Consider the following 19786-nt stretch of genomic DNA (forward strand, 5'->3'; position numbering starts at 1 on the left):
TTAAATTAAACAATATTCAATATTTAATATAATTAAATATTGAATAACCAAAATACTACTTAATTTTATTAACTATCATAAATTATTACCTTTGTAGAAATTCATAAATCTTAAAAAGATCGTAGTATAAATATGCAATATAACTTCAAAGAAATAGAAAAAAAATGGCAAAAGAAATGGCTTAATCAAAAAACTTTTGCTACCTCTCAGGATCCTTCAAAACCTAAATATTATGTTTTAGATATGTTCCCTTATCCATCTGGAGCTGGGCTGCACGTAGGACATCCTTTAGGATATATAGCTTCAGATATTTATGCAAGATATAAAAGGCATCAAGGATATAATGTACTGCATCCCATAGGTTATGATAGTTTTGGACTTCCGGCAGAACAATACGCTATACAAACAGGGCAACATCCTGCTACAACAACAAAAGTAAATATTGATGGCGGATTGGATAAAAAAGGTGATAAAATTACTGGTTATAGTAATCAATTAAAAAAATTAGGTTTCTCTTTTGACTGGGATAGAGAATTACGCACCTCAGATTCAGAATACTACCGATGGACTCAATGGATATTTATACAATTGTTTCATTCCTATTATTGTAAAAATAGTAATAAAGCACTACCAATAAATCATTTGATAGATATTTTTTCTAAAGAAGGGAATGCTACAATTAATGCTTGTACAACACAAAAAAATATTTTTACCGCCAACGATTGGAATAATTACTCTGATAATGAAAAGCAAGATATACTTTCTAAATATAGATTAACTTATCGCGCAGAAGCCACGGTTAATTGGTGCCCAGCCCTAGGAACTGTTCTTGCCAATGATGAAGTAATCAACGGTGTATCCGAGCGAGGAGGGTATCCTGTATATCAAAAAAAAATGATGCAATGGTCTATGAGGATTACAGCATATGCAGAACGATTGCTATCAGGATTAGATAAAATTGAGTGGAGCGAGCCCATCAAAGAAAGTCAAAAAAATTGGATTGGTAAATCTCAAGGTGCAGAAATAGATTTTGAAATTGCTAACTCTAATAAAAAAATTAAAATTTTTACTACACGTCCGGATACCATTTACGGATCTACCTTCATAGTTTTAGCTCCAGAACATCCCTTGGTAGATGAAATAACCACGGAAGAATTCATAATGGCTGTTAATCAATACAAAGAAGATAGCTCCAAACGATCAGAAAGAGAAAGAATTGCAGATGCTAAAACAATTTCAGGACAATTTACCGGAGCCTATGGTATTCATCCCTTTACCAAAAAAAACATTCCTATCTATATCGCTGATTATGTGTTAATGGGCTATGGTACTGGAGCTATCATGGCAGTGCCTGCTCATGATGATCGAGATCATCGATTTGCCAAACATTTCCAAATTCCTATAGTAGAAGTAATTCAAGGCGGAACAGATGTGCAAGAAGAAGCCTTTACTTCCAAAGATGGTATTTGCATAAATTCTGAGCTAATTAATGGTTTAAAAGTTAAAGATGCCCAACAAGTTATAATTTCAGAAATTGAAAAAATAAATATTGGACACGGAACTATAAATTATCGATTACGAGACGCTGTTTTTTCAAGACAAAGATATTGGGGAGAACCTATTCCCATCTATTATAAAGATGATATTGCCTATACGCTACCAGAAACAGCATTGCCTTTGGTACTTCCAGAAGTAGAAAAATATTTACCCACAGAAGACGGAGATCCACCCCTTGGACGTGCTTCTATTTGGGCATGGGATATAGAAAAAGAACAGGTAGTTAGTAAAGAAAGAATAAACCATACTACAGTTTTTCCATTAGATTTAAACACCATGCCGGGCTGGGCAGGAAGTTCATGGTATTATTTAAGATATACTGATCCCAAAAACGGATCAAAATTAGCAGATCCTGAATGCATAAAATTTTGGGAAAATGTAGATCTTTATATAGGGGGGAGCGAACATGCAACCGGACATTTATTGTATTCTCGTTTTTGGAATAAATTTTTAAAAGATTTAGGTTACGTAAATAAGGAAGAACCTTTCCATAAGCTTATCAATCAAGGAATGATTTTAGGACAAAGTGCTTTTGTTTATAGAATGGATGGAACACAGAACTATATTTCTCGCAACTTAATTGAACCCCAACACAAAATTACTCCTATTCATGTAGACGTAAATTTATTAAAAGGTACTTCTGATGAAATTGATATTGACAAATTAAGAAATTGGAGAGATGAATTTAAAGAAGCCGAATTTATATTAGAAAATGGGAAATACATTTGTGGAAGAGAAATTGAAAAAATGTCTAAAAGATGGTATAATGTAATAAACCCAGACGATGTATGTGAAGAATATGGCGCAGACACGCTCCGTTTATACGAAATGTTTTTAGGTCCATTGGAACAATCGAAACCATGGAATACACAAGGATTGGTAGGCGTTCACAATTTTGTGAAAAAATTATGGAAATTGTATCATTCCGGTCCTAACGATTCTTTTTTAGTTTCAGAAGATAAACCTTCGAAAGAAGAATTAAAAATTTTGCATCAGCTAATAAAAAAAGTAACTGATGATCTAGAAAATTTTTCCTTCAATACTACCGTGAGTTCTTTTATGATTGCTGTAAACGAATGGTCTAAGTTAAAATGTACTAAGAGAGAAATTTTAGAATCCTTACTTCTAATTTTTTCACCTTATGCTCCACACATTGCCGAAGAATTATGGGAAAAACTAGGACATTCTGAAAGTATTGAATATGTTGCAATGCCAGCCTTCAATCCTTCATATCTAGTTTCTGATTCATTTGAATACCCAGTGAGTTTTAATGGGAAAGTTCGATTTAAAATTGAACTACCTGCTAATTTATCTTCCAAGGAAGTTGAAATTGCTGTGCTGGAACACGAAAAAACGCCTAAATATTTAGACGGAAAAAATCCTAAAAAAATTATTGTTATACCTAATAGAATTGTAAATATTGTTTTATAAAGTTTTTAATAAATTCTATTATATATTACAAGATAAAAAAAGTAATTGATCTAATTTCAATTACTTTTTTATTTATAATAAACAGATTTTAAGAAAATTTCTCATATCCCATATAATATAAATTGAACATCTTTAAATGAATAGATATCATTCAAAAAGTATATTGAAAAACACGTAATGAAAATTATTAACATAATACCCATGGTGCATTTAGAAAAAAAATAAATGTTACTGATTATCAGTGAAATAATATTTCCAATTTTAATGATTATATTCAAAATAACCTCAAAACACTTAAAAATTTAAAATCAGAATAACAAATAATTTTGAGCAATAAATATAAGTGATTAATATTCAATATATTATATTTTAATTTCTAAATGCACCACGGGTAACATAATATATTTTGGTATACTTTTAATGTATTTTAAAGTTTTATAATTACATAAAATTCCCAAAATAAAAAAAGGAAAAAAATAAAAGGTTCTTCCAACAGCAAAATAGTACTGTTGGAAATCTGAATAACTAATAATAACTGAAGAAAATATTGATAATAAAAGTATAAATTTTAAGCTAAATTTTTTTCTTAAAGAAATAAAAATATATCTCCAACAAATCAAACTTATTAAATACCAAAGTGAAAAATTTGGAATCAATAATAGATTTAACAATGAGAATTTATTAAAAATAATATAATCAATTATAGTATAAATTATTTGAAAAATAATTTAGATATAGATTAATTTTTTAGATGTATGTTTTAGTTTATCTAAGCATATATTTTTAGAAAAATATCCAGAGATAAATATAAATAATGGCATGTAAAAAGAATATATAAATAAATATATACTCTTAAAATATGTAATATTCTATAATACGCCCGAAAATAACAAGTAGGATTAATAAAAACTTAAGATTATCAAAAAAATAACTCCTTTCTTTAAAAAAATTCATATAAGGTAGCGTTTAAAAAATCTAATTTATAAATAATAAATTAGATATTAGAAAATACATTTCTATCTTTGTTTAATCTTTCAATTAAGTCTACTCATTAATTCCTAGTAATAAACAATGAATCAGGATTATATTAAAATATACGGAGCTAGAGAACATAATCTAAAAGACATCTCCATTGAAATACCTAGAAAAAAATTAGTGGTAATAACAGGGCTTAGTGGAAGTGGAAAATCATCCCTAGCTTTTGATACAATTTTTGCAGAAGGGCAAAGACGATATATAGAGACTTTTTCTGCCTATGCCAGACAGTTTTTAGGAAATTTAGAGCGACCCGATGTAGACAAAATTGACGGACTTTCTCCTGTTATAGCCATAGAACAAAAAACAACATCTAAAAATCCACGTTCAACAGTGGGTACTGTAACTGAACTATATGATTTTTTACGCTTGCTATATGCAAGAGCTTCCGATGCTTTCTCATATAATACAGGTGAAAAAATGGTTAAATACTCAGAGGACCAAATTATTGAACTAATATATAAAGATTTTAATCATGAAAAGGTTATACTATTAGCTCCCATTATACGCTCTAGAAAAGGACATTATAGAGAGTTGTTTGCTAGCCTTGCTAAAAAAGGTTTTTTACAAGTAAGAGTAGACGGTGAAATTTTAGATATTCAAACGGATATGAAATTGGATAGATACAAAATCCATGACATTGAAGTAGTTATTGATAAATTAGTTATTGATACTGAAGATCATTCTCAGCGTATTCTATCATCTATTCGTTTAGCTATGCAATACGGAGAAGGAACTATAATGCTTTTAAAACAAGGCGAAAATCTTGGCAAACTTTTTAGTAAAAACTTAATGTGTCCCACCACTGGATTGTCCTATCCAATGCCAGAACCCAATACCTTTTCCTTTAATTCTCCCAAAGGTGCTTGCAATACTTGCAATGGTTTAGGTAAAATTAATGAAATTGAAATTAACAAACTAATTCCGAATCCTAAACTGAGTTTTAAAAAAAATGTTATCCCCATTTTTGAAGAACTTAAACATACCGGATGGCTGATATCTCAAATTGAAGTTATTCTTAAGAAAAATGACTTTAATTTAACTACTCCTTGGGAAGAAATTTCAGAGAAAACACAAAATGAAATTTTATACGGCGTAAACGAAAAAGTTACTTTAGATTTAGATTATGCGCAAATTAAGAAAACCTATAAAATTAGCTTTGAAGGAGTCATCCAATATTTAACTCGTTTAGCTAAGGGCAATGAAGAGGGTGAGTCCCAAAAATTTAAAACTCTAATTTTTGAAGATAAAATTTGTCCAAATTGTAAAGGTAAAAGACTAAAAAAAGAAAGTCTTTTTTTTAAACTAGACCATAAAGATATTTCCGAAATTTCTAATTTCCCTTTAAAACAATTAGAAAAATGGTTAAAAGTATTGCCAAAACATTTATCTGAAAATCAGAAAATAATTGCGACTGAGCTTTTACAGGAAATAAGCAAACGTTTAAGTTTCTTGCTGGATGTTGGTTTGGATTATTTAAGTTTAAATCGACCATCACAAACTCTTTCCGGAGGAGAATCTCAAAGAATTAGATTAGCCACACAAATCGGATCCCAATTGGTAAACGTTTTGTATATTTTAGATGAACCCAGTATTGGCTTGCACCAAAGAGACAATGTAAAACTGATAGATTCGTTAAAAAAATTAAGGGATTTAGGAAATTCTGTTTTAGTGGTTGAGCATGATAAAGATATGATTCTAAATGCGGATTATGTCATTGATTTAGGTCCATATGCTGGTAAAAATGGAGGAGAAATTGTTTGGCAAGGAGATCCTAAAGATATTATTAAGGCTAATACATTAACTTCTAAATATATAAATGGAGAATTAAAAATTGCTGTGCCTCAAAAAAGAAGGACAGGTAATGATCATTATTTAAAGTTAACTGGATGTACAGGTAATAATTTAAAAAATGTGACCTTAAAAATCCCACTAGGAGTTCTAACTTGCATAACTGGAGTTTCAGGAAGTGGAAAATCTTCATTAATCACCAATACCCTTTACCCCATACTAAACAAACATTTTTATAGAGCAGAAAAAGAACCTTTGCCTTACAAAAAAATTGAAGGATTGGAACACTTAGATAAAATTGTAGATGTAGATCAATCTCCCATAGGGAGAACGCCACGCTCAAATCCGGCTACTTATACAGGTGTTTTTACAGAAATACGCAACTTATTTGCAAATTTACCGGAATCCAAAATTAGGGGTTACAAATTAGGGAGATTTTCCTTTAACGTAAAAGGGGGGAGATGTGAAGTATGCCAAGGATCTGGATTACGATTAATTGAAATGAATTTCCTACCAGACATTTATGTAAACTGTGAAACTTGTCATGGAAAGAGATTTAACAGAGAAACTCTTGAAGTTCGTTATAAAGGAAAGTCCATTTCAGATATTTTAGAAATGTCTATTGATGAAGCGGTAGACTTCTTTCAACCCATTCCTAAAATATATCAAAAAGTAAAAACTTTACAAGAAGTAGGATTAGGTTACATTACGCTAGGGCAACAATCTACTACACTATCCGGTGGGGAGGCACAAAGAGTAAAATTAGCAACCGAGCTAAGTAAGAAACAAACCGGCAATACCATATACATATTAGATGAACCAACCACGGGCTTGCACTTTGAAGATATTCGTATATTAATGGAAGTAATCAATCGTTTGGTAGACTTAGGCAATACAGTCCTAATCATTGAGCATAATCTAGATGTTATTAAAGCTTCAGATTATGTGATTGATATAGGCTTAGAAGGAGGAGAAAAAGGGGGAAGCATCATTGTAGAAGGCACACCAGAACAGGTATCTCAAAATAAAATTAGTTATACTGCTAAATTTTTAAAGAAAGAACTTATTTAATATAATAAACCTATGAAAAATAAAATTTTAACCTATGTTTTTTTACTAATTGGCATATTTTCATTAGGACAAGAAATTGATTTAGAAAAAATAAAAAACAATACTCAAGACAAAGATTCAAAATACTATTATGATAAATTAGTAGAAGAATTTATTCAATCTAATCAATCACTTTTAGCAGATAAAGAAAAATTGCAAAATCTCTACTACGGTAAACTTTTTTCTCCATATTATAAAGAATCCTCCGAAATGAAATCTGATTATTTAAAATTTATGAAATTGGTAGGAGCAAAAAAAATAAAAAAATATCCGAAAGCTATTGAATTAGGAGAAAACATATTAAAAAAAGATCCCATCAATCTCATGGTTATTATGAATTTAAGGAATTCATACACCAATACCAAAGACAATGAAAATAGATTGAAAGAACTTAAATCTCAATCAGAACTCTTAATGTCTGCGATAGCAGCAAGCGGTGACGGTACATCTAAAGAAACTGCTTTTAAGGTGATAACCTTGGCTGATGAGATTACACTTTTAAATTATCTAGGTATAAATATGGGGAAATACAATAGAAATTCAAAGATCATAAATAAATATACGGTCTTAGATCTATGGACCAAACATAATAATTATAATGAAGAACATAGAGATCAAATATTTATTGAAGTGTTTAATAATGGAAATAAAATTAAATTATAAGTTTAAAAATTTAATTTAATTGAAATCTTAGCTTAAATAAAAATCTTAACAATTAAATATATAAAGAAAAAATGATAATTCATGATTTTACCCATAAACGTTCCATACTAAATCACTTTGTGGGAGAACTACGAGACGTAAACATTCAAAAAGATAGAATGCGATTTAGGCGAAACCTTGAAAGAATAGGGGAGGTTTTAGGGTATGAACTTAGTAAAACATTAGATTATTACCCTGTAAATATAAATTCACCCTTGGGCATAAAACCCTCTGAGTATATAAGTAAACAACCCGTCTTATGCACAATTCTACGTGCAGGATTACCATTGCACCAAGGAATGATGAATTTTTTTGATCAAGCAGAAACTACTTTTGTATCTGCATTTAGAAATCATTCCAAAAACAGTAAAGAATTTGAAGTCGTTGTTGAATATTTAGCTACCCCATCTTTAGATAATAAAACACTTATTATCTCAGATCCCATGTTAGCTACAGGAGAATCATTAGCTAATGTTTACGAAGTACTGCTAAAATACGGCTCACCTAAAAAAGTACACATTGTAGCAGCTATAGGATCAAAACCAGGCATTGATTATATTAAGGAAAAATTACCAGAGAGTACAGAGCTTTGGATAGCTTCTGTAGATGAAATTTTAAACGAAAAACAATACATTGTTCCAGGATTAGGAGATGCAGGAGATTTAGCCTTCGGAAAAAAACTACATTAATCAAAAACACTCTACATAAAAAACTAACTACTATGAAAGAAAATTTAAAATATGCCGTAAAATTATCTGCGGTAGCAATCAAAAGTTTTATAAAAGTAAACTTTTTAGGAGGAATTTCAACAATCCTATTTACAATCTTAGGACTTTTATTATTAATAAAAGACATGGGTAATGTGCAGACAGGTCATGTAAATCCTACTATTGCGTTTGTTATACTTTTCACACATCGCCCTACAGCAACAATTTTAATTGTACTAGGTATTATTTCAAGTCCATTTATATTTTTTACATTAGGTAATAAATATATAATTAGTAAACTCTCCAATAAAATAATTAACGATAAAGCGGAAAATTTTATTTATCCATTTATTGATAAAATTTTAAATATTTTTCAAAAAAACCAACCCAAAATTATTCAAAATGCGGCTGATTTTTCAATGAATAAATTGAAAATAATTCAAACCATTAAAGAAAATAAAGAAACCAATAAATGGATAAGGAGGATAGTTGCATTCGGAATGAATAAAGTACATTTAAGTGATATTGATTTTAATCATGGAAATCAAAATTTTAATGAAATATTAAAAAATAAAACTCTACAAAGTTTAAAAAATATTTCTGAACCTAGCCTTAAATTCGTTTGGATAGCTATAGCTATTCAGTGGATAATCATACTATATATTTGGTTATTTTAATTAAGAAATAATTATTTAAATGTTAAGCGAATATAGTTTTCTAAAAATTATTTTTAATTAATTTATTTTAAATTTGCAGTGTTTTATAAACTATATGAAGTATAAAGAATACCAATTTAATATTGAACCGCTTGAACCATGGAGAGAAATCTTAATTGCCTATTTAGCAGAACTACCCTTTGAAAGTTTTGTAGAATCTGAATTAGGGTTGCTTGCCTACATAAAAGACGAGTATGATAAAGAAAACTTAATTGAAGATCTACCTCTATTTTCTAATAAGGAAGTGAAGATAAGCTTTACTAAGCAAGGTTCACCGGATATTAATTGGAACGAGGAATGGGAGAAAAATTTTCCTCCAGTCTTAGTCGAAAATAAAATTTATCTACACACTGATTTTCATCCAAAAAAAGATGAAATTCCTCATCAGATTCTTATTGAACCTAAAATGTCGTTTGGGACCGGACATCACGAGACCACCTACAATATGCTAAACGCTATGTTAGAAATTGATTTTAAAAATAAGGATGTTTTAGATATGGGAACGGGAACGGGAGTTTTAGCAATTTTTGCAAAAATGTTGGACGCAAATTATGTGGATGCTATTGATATAGATCATTGGTCTTACCAGAATGCAATTGATAATGCAAAAAAAAATAATATGCATATTAATGTTCAATTGGGAGATGCAAGTTTATTAGGACAACAGAATTATGACATAATATTAGCCAATATAAACAAAAATATACTATTACAAGATATCGGTGCTTATGTGAAAAATTTAAAACCGAAAGGATTTTTATTAGTAAGTGGAATCTATGAACACGATTTTAATGATATTATTAAGAAAGCTAACCTACACGGATTAAATTTTATAAAAAAATGGTCTAAAAATAATTGGATATCAATCTTATTAAATTATGAATTATAGCAACTCTCCTCTTTGGAAAGAAAAAGAGGAACTAGATACTTTATTAGAAGAAGAACAGTCTCATACTATTGTCTTACATAATGACGAAGTGAATACCTTTGATTACGTCATCAATTGTTTAATCGAAATCTGTGAACACACATTGGAACAAGCTCAACAATGCACTTATTTAGTTCATTACAAAGGCAAATGTGAAGTTAAATCAGGATCTATTGATTATTTAATACCTATAAATAATGCTTTACTAAAAAAAGGATTATCCTCGGAAATTGTTTAATAGTATATTTCGATAAATTCATTCTCTAATAAGAATCGTCTGAACATAGAATAATAAATCTCTAAATATAAGCACTATATTTGTGCAAATTTTTTCAAAATATGAAATGTGGAATTGTTGGCTTACCAAACGTAGGGAAATCTACTTTATTTAATTGCTTGTCTAATGCTAAAGCACAATCGGCAAACTATCCGTTTTGTACCATAGAGCCTAATGTTGGAACAGTATCCGTTCCAGATCCTAGATTAAATAAATTAGAAAAATTGGTGGTACCTGAAAGAGTGCTCCCAGCAGTTGTTGAAATTGTTGATATCGCCGGATTGGTGAAAGGAGCAAGCAAAGGGGAAGGTTTAGGAAACCAATTTTTAGCTAATATTAGAGAAACCAATGCTATTATACATGTACTTAGATGTTTTCAAAATGAAAATATTACGCATGTAGAAGGAAGTATAGATCCTGTTAGAGACAAAGAGATTATTGATATTGAGTTGCAATTAAAAGATTTAGATACTATTGAAAAGAAAATAGAAAAATCCAAAAAAGCAGCAAAAGCTGGTAATAAAGAGGATCAGTTAATTGTTTCAGTTCTTGATAAGTTAAAATCATTTATGGAGGAAGGAAATAATGCTAGAGAATTTGAAACGGATGAAATTTCATTTCCTGTAATCTCTGATCTACAATTGCTCACTTTTAAGCCCATCTTGTATGTTTGCAATGTAGATGAAAAATCAGCCAAATCAGGAAACGAATATGTAGAACAAGTGAAAGAAAAAGTGAAAAATGAAAATGCACAAGTACTAGTTTTGGCAGCCCAAATTGAAGCCGATATTTCTGAATTGGAAACCTATGAAGAGCGTCAAGTATTTTTAGAAGAATTAGGATTAGATGAACCTGGAGTTAATCGATTAATAAGACAAGCCTATCAACTCCTAAATTTACAAACTTATTTTACTGCTGGAGTAAAAGAAGTAAGAGCTTGGACCATTCAAAAAGGTTGGACAGCACCACAGGCGGCTGGAGTTATTCATAGCGATTTTGAAAAAGGGTTTATTAGAGCAGAAGTCATTGCTTATGAAGATTTTATTAAATATGGATCTGAACAGAAGGTAAAGGAAGCAGGTAAATTATCTGTAGAAGGAAAAGAATACATTGTCAAAGATGGGGATGTTATGCATTTCCGATTCAATGTATAAGTACACTTTTATAATATATTTAAAAAAACGATTAAAAACAAGCTTTAATCGTTTTTTTTATCTTAATATTTTATATATTTGAAAAAAATTTACTTAATATTATGAAAAAAATTATTTTAACTATTTCATTCGCTTGCTTAGTTGCTTCAGGAATGACCGCTCAAATTAAAATTGGTAAAACAAGTATTGGCAAAGGTAAAATTGAAGCCGCTCAGAAAGCAGCTAAAGCATTAACAGTATCTGATGCAGAAATGGCAGAAATGGCTGCCAAATCCATTAAATGGATGGATGAGAATAATCCGGTTTGTACTACTAAAGATAAAGATAAAAAGAAAAAAGCTTATGCTGAAAGACTTGAAAAAATTTTTGGTCCCTATAAAAATTATGATGGACTAAACCTAAACTATAAAGTTTATTATGTAACCGATATCAATGCCTTTGCTAGTCCAGACGGTAGCGTTCGTGTATTCTCATCACTTATGGATATAATGACAGATGATGAACTTTTAGGAATTATTGGGCACGAAATTGGACATGTAAAATTAGGACATTCTAAAAAGGCTTATAAACAAGCATTACTTACTGCAGCTGCAACTCAATATGCAGGAGAGACCGGAGGATCTGTAGGAAGTTTAGTCAATAGTGCTAATATAGGAGATTTTGCTCAAGCTTTGGTAGAAGCTCAGTTTTCTCAAACACAGGAAACAGCTGCTGATGAATATTCTTATACATTCTTAGTATCCAATGGTAAGGATCCTAAAGCATTAATTTCTGCATTCAAAAAATTAGCTGATTTAGGAAGTGGTAAAGATTCATTTAAGGATAAAATACTTTCTAGCCACCCAGGAAGTGAAAAGAGAGCACAAAATATTGAGAAAAAAATTGAAAAGGATTCTAAAAAGAAAAAATAGAAGTCATTTAACCATTAAGTTATAACACATCCGAATAATTATTTGGATGTGTTTTTTTATTTAAAATTAGTTATATCATCAGTTTTAGATTTTCATTAATAAAAATGAGCTATTGATCCTTGATTTTAATAATATATAATGTAAAAATTTATATTTTAATTTTTGTATAAACCATTAAAATATTTATTTTTGTAACCAATTGACCAACCTCTGGCGAAAGACGTATATTGTTGCTCAATTTTAATAAATATATTTATTTATATCATGGAACCATTAATTAAATATGTACAAGAAAAGTACATTGCAAAAAAAGAATTTCCTAAATTCGGAGCAGGGGATACCCTTACAGTTTATTACGAAATTAAAGAGGGTAATAAGACAAGAACCCAGTTCTTTAAAGGTGTAGTTATTCAAGTAAGAGGTACTGGCGCTACTAAAACTTTTACCATTAGAAAAATGAGTGGTGATGTAGGAGTGGAACGTGTATTTCCAGTAAATATGCCGGCTTTACAAAAAATTGAAGTAAACAGAAAAGGTAAAGTTCGTAGAGCAAGAATTTATTACTTTAGAAAGTTAAGAGGTAAAAAAGCAAGAATTAAAGACGCTAATACCTTTAATTAAAAATAAAAAAGGAGAAATATATTTTATTTCTCCTTTTTTATTTTAACTTTCATAAACCTCAAAAGTACCATCTTCATAAAAAAACAAAATTCTATTAATTTTTTTCTTACTATTTAATTGGCTAAATCTAGGGAGATCTTCCTTAGGTGTGGAATCATTTTTAGAATTTACATTATTCTTCTCTTCATCTATATCAACTAAATTATAACTATTAGATTTATAATTTTTCTTAGATTCGCTATTATCAACCACAGTTGTAAATAATGTTGGCTGTTCAATAATATTATTTTTTAAAATATTCTTTTTTTTATCAATTTCTTCTTCCTTATTCTTTAAAGGTTTCCCTTTCCCCAATATTAACCAATCAGAATTTATCTCAGGAAAAACGGATAAAGTTCTTTCTAGAAAATCCAAAGAAGGTTTATTCCTTGCAGAAGTAATATGAGAAATACTAGATCTCTGAACATTAATCTTATCTGCAAATTCACCAGGAGATAAACCTAGCAATTCAATTAAAGTTATAATTCTCTTATCAATATCCATAATTTACAAATGTTAACTATTCACATATGTAAATAGAAGCAGTTTATTACAAATGTAAGAAACTTTAAGTATATATACTTAAATTACAATTTAAAGTTTACTTAAAGTGAAGGTTTATTAAATAGGTGTTATTTAGTTGATTTTTAATTACTTAAATTTTTTAATTATATTTTTGTTATTGGATTTTTGTTACCCCTGTCATTTTGTCTGAGTTCCCATCAGTTGGTTTAAATTGGTTTTTTACATGCGTGAATTACAAATGTAAATAAATATTCATTTTTATATTTTGTATATTTGTATTAAACCAAAGCCTATGACTTTTAATATTTTAGAATTAGATAAAACATTTGAATTAGAATCAAATTTTAATTGTAGATATTTATCCCCAACAAAACTTCATCACTTTCTAATAGAATATTATGATAAACACATTGATAAAATTGGTTGCTCCGAACTAGGAAAACCTATTTATAAATTAACACTGGGTAATGGTTCTAAAAATATTCTTTTATGGAGTCAAATGCATGGCAATGAAACAACAGGAACATTCAGCTGTTTAGATGTTATTAAATTTCTTGCTGAAGATTCTGCTATATCAAAAAAAATACTAGAAGCTTTTACATTGGATTTTATCTTAATGTTAAATCCGGATGGAGCTGAAATTTGGACACGAAGAAATATATTAGGTATAGATATAAATAGAGATTTTCTAACTTCTTCTTCTATAGAAATGCAATTGTTAAAAAAGGTTGCATCAAGTAAAAAATACGATTTAGCTTTTAATCTACATGATCAAAGAACCATTTTTGGAGTAACCGGAAAAAAAGAACCAGCAACCTTAGCTTTCTTATCACCTTCTGAATCAGAAAATAGAGAAATTACAGAAACCAGAAAAAAATCTATGGGACTTATTGCTGATATATATAAAGAAATATCACAAGTAATTCCTAATAAAATTTCCAGATTTACAGATGAATTTTATCCTCGTTCTGTAGGTGATAATTTTCAAAAATTAGGAATTCCTACTATTTTGTTTGAAGGAGGACATTATCCCAAAGATTACTTTAGACAAAATACAAGAAGATATTTTAGTTTAGCTCTTATTACAGCATTATATTATGCCACAGTCAAAAATAATTGGGAAGAAAATTATGAAGTTTATGAAACTATCCCAAAAAACTCTACTTCTTTTTATGATATTATATATAGAAATGTGCAATTGAGCAGTATAAATGATACTAAAGCAGACCTAGGAATCCAATATTCTGAAGAAATAAGAAAAGGAGACACTGAGATTATTTTTGTAGCAAAAATAGAAGACATTGGAGATTTATCGCTAATGCATGCTCATAAAGAAATAGATGCAGAGGGTAGATATTTAAGCTTACCGGATGGAAAATTACCTAAAATAGGTATTCTGGCAGATTTTAAATTGGATGAATGGATTATTAGTAACGGTAAAAAATTAGAACATTGGGTGTAATAATCCTTGTTTTATTAAATAATTTTAAAACTATAATTTCATGAATTTACCTCCTTTAGCAGAAAGAATGCGTCCCCAAAAACTAAATGAATACTTATACCAAAAACATTTAGTAGGTGAAGGAGCTTCCATAGAGCGAATGGTAAAAAATGATTCAATTGCTTCTATGATTTTATGGGGACCACCAGGAACAGGTAAAACAACCCTAGCAGAAATCATTGCTAAAGAATCAGGAAGAGAATATTATACATTAAGTGCGATAAATTCAGGAGTAAAAGAAGTTAGAGAAGTTATAGAGCAAGCAAAAAAACAAAATTTATTTAAAGGTAAAAGTCCAATTTTATTTATTGATGAAATTCATCGTTTTAATAAATCCCAACAAGACAGCTTATTACAAGCGGTAGAAAAGGGATGGATAATTTTAATAGGGGCAACTACAGAAAATCCTAGTTTTGAAGTGGTTTCAGCCTTACTTTCCAGATGTCAGGTTTATACCTTAAAACCCTTGGATAGAGAAGCTTTATCCAACCTAATTCAAAGGGCAATTCAAGAAGATAAACTTTTAAGTCAAAAAAAAATAATAATAAAAGAAAAAGAAGCCTTGATCCAATATTCTGGAGGTGATGCCCGTAAGCTATTGAATGGATTAGAATTAGTAGTTCAACAAATTAATACCACAGAAGAAATTTTGATAACCAATGAAGAAGTACAAAAAGTGATACAAAAAAATATGGCTTTGTACGACAAAAATGGGGAGCAACATTATGATATTATTTCTGCTTTCATAAAATCCATAAGAGGTTCAGATCCCAATGCAGCAGTTTATTGGTTGGCAAGAATGTTGGAAGGAGGAGAAGATATCAAATTTATAGCCCGTCGGTTAGTTATATTAGCTTCGGAAGATATTGGAATGGCGAATCCTACCGCACTTATTTTAGCCAATAATACCTTTCAGGCTATAAACGTAATAGGGAATCCTGAGTCCAGAATTTTACTTAGCCAATGTGCTATTTATTTAGCAACTTCTCCCAAATCTAATTCTTCATATTTAGCCATTAATGAAGCAACTAATTATGTTAGAGAAACAGGAGATCTCTCTGTTCCATTGCATCTTAGAAATGCTCCTACTAAATTAATGAAGGAATTAAACTATGGAACCCATTATAAGTATTCTCATGACTATCCGGGCCATTTTGCTTTTCAAGAATTTTTACCTGAAGAGGCTTCTAACAACGCTTTTTATAAACCTTCAGATAATCCCAAAGAAAATAAATTAAAAGAGTATTTAAAAAACTTATGGGGGGATAAATATAATATGTAATATAAAACCAGTATAATTTTTAATTTAGATTTCTATATTCATTAGGAGTAAAACCAGTTTCTTTCTTAAACATTCGACTAAAATGTTGAGGATATTTAAAACCTAATTCATAGGCGATTTCATTGATGGATTTAGAGTTATCAAATATTTTTTCCTTAGAAAGGTTCATTAACTTTAAATGAATGTATTCTTGAGCACTTTTTCCGGTTTCTTTTTTTACTAAATCACCAAAATAATTGGCGGATAAATGAAGTTCTTCAGCAAAATAATTTACTTTCGGATGCCCTTTTTTTTGAAGAAGATCCGAATATAGGTAATTATTTAATAGAATTTCAAATTTTTCTAAAATTCCTCTATTAATTGTGTCCCGAGTAATGAATTGACGATCATAAAAACGGGTGCAATAGTTAAGTAATAATTCTATATTACTTACCACCAGCTTTGAACTATGCTTATCTATTCTTTGCTCTATTTCATCCTCAATTTTTTTTAAACATTCCAAAACTACCTTTCTTTCTCTTGTTGATATATGTAAAGCCTCATGAGCCTCATAAGAAAAAAAAGAAAAATTATTCATTTCCTTGGCTAAGGATGTCCTACTTAAAAGATCAGGATGGAAAAGTAAAGCAAATCCTTTAGGAATTACTTTTATACCATTATTTTCAATCTTCATTATCTGTCCTGGAGCAAAAAAAACTAAGGTTCCTTCTTGATAATCATAATATTCTTTTCCATATTTAATATCCCCACATTTTACATCCTTTAAGAATATTGCATAAAAACCGAAGTTAAAGGAACCGTGATTAACCGGTTTACATTTTGAAAAATCAATAACACTAACCAAAGGATGTAAGGTTTCAACACCAAGAAGATCATTATAATCGGATATCTTATTCAGTTGTTCTATTTTCTCCATAGCGAATAGTTATAACATATAAGCAATACAAATTTATCCATTTATTTTTGGCTTAAATGAATTAATCTAGAAAATAAGTAAAAATGGTAGAAATATCCTTAATACATATACAGGTTTAAATTTAGATATTTTAGAATTTTGTATTAAATAAAATATAAAAAAAAATTTTTGATGTTTTTAAAAATAATCATGTCTGCATCCATATTTATATTATGCATAACATGTAGTCCACTAAAAACAAAACAACAAAATGCAAACAAAAAATTCAAACATCAGTAATTTTCTTATAGGAGAAGAAAACACTTCGTATCAACAATATTTCTCAGGAAAATCATGGCTTGCTCCACTTACAAAAAATAAGGATTTAAATGTACCTATGAATAATGTAACCTTTGAACCTGGTTGTAGAAATAATTGGCATAGTCATACAGGTGGGCAAATCCTTATCGCAGTAGGAGGTGTTGGTTATTACCAGGAAAGAGGAAAGGAAGCACAGCGTTTAGAACTTGGAGATGTAGTTGAAATAGCTCCAAATATAGAACATTGGCATGGAGCAGCACCAGATAGTTGGTTTTCACATATAGCAATAGAGTGTAATCCCCAAACCAATAATAATAAATGGCTAGATCCAGTTTCTGATGAAGAATATGCAGAAGCTGTAGGAAAAAAATAAAACTTTTTCCAATAAGTATTTTATAATAACTATGAGAGCAATCCTAAATTATTGATTAAGTAAAATGTTTTAAAGTGAGTATAAGAACATTAATATTCCTATTACCAATGCTTGTAAACTCACAATCTTATAAACAAAATAAAATGGGAAATAAAATAAATTTAGATAATAAACAACAACTTGTAGTAAATATTTCAGCATTTACAGCAGTTGGGAATATGGACAGCCTTACTATTGAGCTTGGTAGAGGGTTAGAAGCAGGATTAACCATCAATAAAATTAAAGAAATTTTAGTGCATTTATATGCTTATACAGGTTTCCCTCGTAGTTTAAATGCACTTGCTGCATTTATGCAAGTAATAGAAGAAGCTAAGAAACAAGGAAAAGAATATATTGAAGGGGAAAATACCAGTCCTTTACCTGAAAATACAGATATATTGAAATTGGGAACTCAAGTGCAAACTGAATTAGTGGGACAGCCTGTTTCAGGAGGTGTTATGGAATTTGCCCCTGCCATTGACCGATATTTAAAAACACATCTTTTTGGAGATATCTTTGCAGGCGATGTACTTACTTACCAACAAAGAGAATTAGTTACAGTATCTGCATTAGCAGCAATGACTGGATTAGAATCTCAGTTACAATCACATTTGGTTATAGCCATGAATACAGGACTTACAGAAAACCAATTATTAGAGGTAATGGATCAAATTGAACAAAATATTAATAAAGAACAAGCAGATATAGGCCGAAAAATTTTATCAAAATTAAAAGAATATAAGTGATTATAGAATAATAAAATACCGAGCACAAATGATTGGCTATATGCTTATTTCTTTATATAGTGAATTACATGGAAATTTTAACAAATGAAAAACTATACAATATAAATAAAAAATGGAAAATAACATCAAAGAAAAAGTAGTGGTAATTACCGGAGCTAGTAGTGGATTTGGAAAAATATCCGCAGAACATTTATCTAATTTAGGAGCAACGGTAGTATTAGGAGCACGTAGTACTGATAAAATTGAAAAAATATCAGAAGAAATTAACTCTAAAGGAGGTAAATCCTTAGCGGTAACTACAGATGTTACAAAAGTTGAACAAGTAAAAAACCTTGTTGATAGTGCAATCAATAAATTTGGTAAAATAGATGTTTTATTAAACAATGCAGGTTTGATGCCCCTTTCACCACTTGAATATCTAAAAGTAGAGGATTGGAATCGATGTATTGATGTGAATATTAAAGGAGTTTTATATGGTATTGCAGCAGCACTTCCTTATATGAAAGAACAAAAATTTGGTCAAATCATAAGTGTTTCCTCAGTAGCAGGTCATACCATTCGTCCCGGAGGTGCTATATATTCTGCTTCAAAATATGCCGTAAGAGTAATTTCAGAAGCTTTAAGACAAGAAGTTAAACCCTATAATATACGCACAGCAGTAATATCTCCGGGAGCTGTTGAGACAAACTTACCCAATAGCATAACTGCTACTGATATTTCTAAAAATATTCACGAATATTATAGTAAACATGCTATTTCTGTTGATTCTTTTGCTAGATGTTTAGAATTTATTATAAACCAACCGGAAGATATGGATGTTAATGAAATCTTATTCCGCCCAACCATTCAGCAACTATAAATTTTGAACTAAAAATAAAAGAAGAATTTATAACTATATAATTTTAAAAAAAGCAATTTCCATTAATTGAAATTGCTTTTTTCATAGTTAATTATAAAAATAAGTTCATTTTATCTTAAAAAAAAAGTTAAAAAAAATTTAAGTTTATCAATATTTTATTGGCTCTTTTGTTATATGATATAAATCTGACTTTTTACTTCTAAATACCTATTTACAAAATGAAAAATCTTAAATCTAATTATATGTAATTGAATATTTATTATATA

At 29.4% G+C, this 19786-nt stretch carries 17 protein-coding genes; 15 read left to right on the top strand and 2 right to left on the bottom strand.

Annotated features, from left to right (window positions below):
* Positions 1-132: 132 nt before the first annotated feature.
* The 10 genes from leuS (at position 133) to rplS (ending at position 12940) form a co-directional block, all read left to right on the top strand.
* Positions 133-2988, top strand: a complete 2856-nt coding sequence (gene leuS, locus ETU10_RS09695) for a leucine--tRNA ligase (RefSeq protein ID WP_146311859.1) — start codon at positions 133-135, stop codon at positions 2986-2988.
* A gap of 1071 nt (positions 2989-4059) precedes the next feature.
* The gene (uvrA, locus tag ETU10_RS09700) at positions 4060-6885 is read left to right on the top strand and encodes an excinuclease ABC subunit UvrA (protein WP_146311861.1); all 2826 of its coding nucleotides are present in this window, start codon (positions 4060-4062) and stop codon (positions 6883-6885) included.
* A gap of 12 nt (positions 6886-6897) precedes the next feature.
* Positions 6898-7587: a DUF4919 domain-containing protein gene (locus ETU10_RS09705; RefSeq protein ID WP_146311863.1), complete on the top strand. Its 690-nt coding sequence runs from the start codon at positions 6898-6900 to the stop codon at positions 7585-7587.
* A 71-nt stretch (positions 7588-7658) separates the two neighbouring features.
* Positions 7659-8315 carry a uracil phosphoribosyltransferase gene (upp, locus tag ETU10_RS09710; protein ID WP_146262946.1) on the top strand — a complete coding sequence of 219 codons (657 nt, stop codon included), beginning with the start codon at positions 7659-7661 and terminating at the stop codon, positions 8313-8315.
* 32 nt (positions 8316-8347) lie between these two features.
* Positions 8348-9010: a hypothetical protein gene (locus tag ETU10_RS09715; protein ID WP_146262945.1), complete on the top strand. Its 663-nt coding sequence runs from the start codon at positions 8348-8350 to the stop codon at positions 9008-9010.
* A gap of 94 nt (positions 9011-9104) precedes the next feature.
* A complete protein-coding gene (gene prmA, locus ETU10_RS09720; protein ID WP_146293602.1) occupies positions 9105-9938 on the top strand; it encodes a 50S ribosomal protein L11 methyltransferase in 834 nt (277 codons plus the stop codon).
* A complete protein-coding gene (locus ETU10_RS09725) occupies positions 9928-10215 on the top strand; it encodes an ATP-dependent Clp protease adaptor ClpS (RefSeq protein ID WP_146311865.1) in 288 nt (95 codons plus the stop codon). Before prmA ends, ETU10_RS09725 begins: the two co-directional genes overlap by 11 nt.
* 101 nt (positions 10216-10316) lie before the next feature.
* The gene (gene ychF / locus ETU10_RS09730; RefSeq protein ID WP_146311867.1) at positions 10317-11408 is read left to right on the top strand and encodes a redox-regulated ATPase YchF; all 1092 of its coding nucleotides are present in this window, start codon (positions 10317-10319) and stop codon (positions 11406-11408) included.
* A 101-nt stretch (positions 11409-11509) separates the two neighbouring features.
* Entirely contained in the window at positions 11510-12319 is an 810-nt protein-coding gene (locus ETU10_RS09735) for a M48 family metallopeptidase (protein ID WP_146262941.1), read from the top strand.
* Between the two features lie 264 nt (positions 12320-12583).
* Positions 12584-12940, top strand: a complete 357-nt coding sequence (gene rplS, locus ETU10_RS09740; RefSeq protein ID WP_146262940.1) for a 50S ribosomal protein L19 — start codon at positions 12584-12586, stop codon at positions 12938-12940.
* 42 nt (positions 12941-12982) lie between these two features.
* On the opposite strand, the gene ETU10_RS09745 is transcribed toward rplS, so the two are convergent.
* A complete protein-coding gene (locus ETU10_RS09745) occupies positions 12983-13483 on the bottom strand; it encodes a helix-turn-helix domain-containing protein (protein WP_146262939.1) in 501 nt (166 codons plus the stop codon).
* Positions 13484-13796: 313 nt separating this feature from the next.
* Here ETU10_RS09745 and ETU10_RS09750 point away from each other — a divergent pair, with 313 nt between their 5' ends.
* A complete protein-coding gene (locus tag ETU10_RS09750; protein ID WP_146311869.1) occupies positions 13797-14966 on the top strand; it encodes a M14 family zinc carboxypeptidase in 1170 nt (389 codons plus the stop codon).
* Positions 14967-15006: 40 nt separating this feature from the next.
* Positions 15007-16287, top strand: coding sequence for a replication-associated recombination protein A (locus ETU10_RS09755; protein ID WP_146311871.1), 1281 nt, complete (start codon positions 15007-15009; stop codon positions 16285-16287).
* 19 nt (positions 16288-16306) lie between these two features.
* On the opposite strand, the gene ETU10_RS09760 is transcribed toward ETU10_RS09755, so the two are convergent.
* Positions 16307-17203: a helix-turn-helix domain-containing protein gene (locus tag ETU10_RS09760; RefSeq protein ID WP_146311873.1), complete on the bottom strand. Its 897-nt coding sequence runs from the start codon at positions 17201-17203 to the stop codon at positions 16307-16309.
* 250 nt (positions 17204-17453) lie between these two features.
* On the opposite strand from ETU10_RS09760, the gene ETU10_RS09765 reads away from it, so the two are divergent.
* The 3 genes from ETU10_RS09765 to ETU10_RS09775 all read left to right on the top strand — a co-directional run bounded on the left by ETU10_RS09765 (position 17454) and on the right by ETU10_RS09775 (position 19520).
* The gene (locus ETU10_RS09765; RefSeq protein ID WP_146311875.1) at positions 17454-17876 is read left to right on the top strand and encodes a cupin domain-containing protein; all 423 of its coding nucleotides are present in this window, start codon (positions 17454-17456) and stop codon (positions 17874-17876) included.
* A gap of 143 nt (positions 17877-18019) precedes the next feature.
* A complete protein-coding gene (locus ETU10_RS09770) occupies positions 18020-18661 on the top strand; it encodes a carboxymuconolactone decarboxylase family protein (RefSeq protein ID WP_146262934.1) in 642 nt (213 codons plus the stop codon).
* Between the two features lie 112 nt (positions 18662-18773).
* Complete coding sequence (locus ETU10_RS09775) at positions 18774-19520, top strand: SDR family oxidoreductase (RefSeq protein ID WP_146311877.1); 747 nt, start codon at positions 18774-18776, stop codon at positions 19518-19520.
* Positions 19521-19786 lie beyond the last annotated feature (266 nt).

The organism is Apibacter muscae (genome assembly GCF_007845595.1).
GTDB lineage: Bacteria > Bacteroidota > Bacteroidia > Flavobacteriales > Weeksellaceae > Apibacter > Apibacter muscae.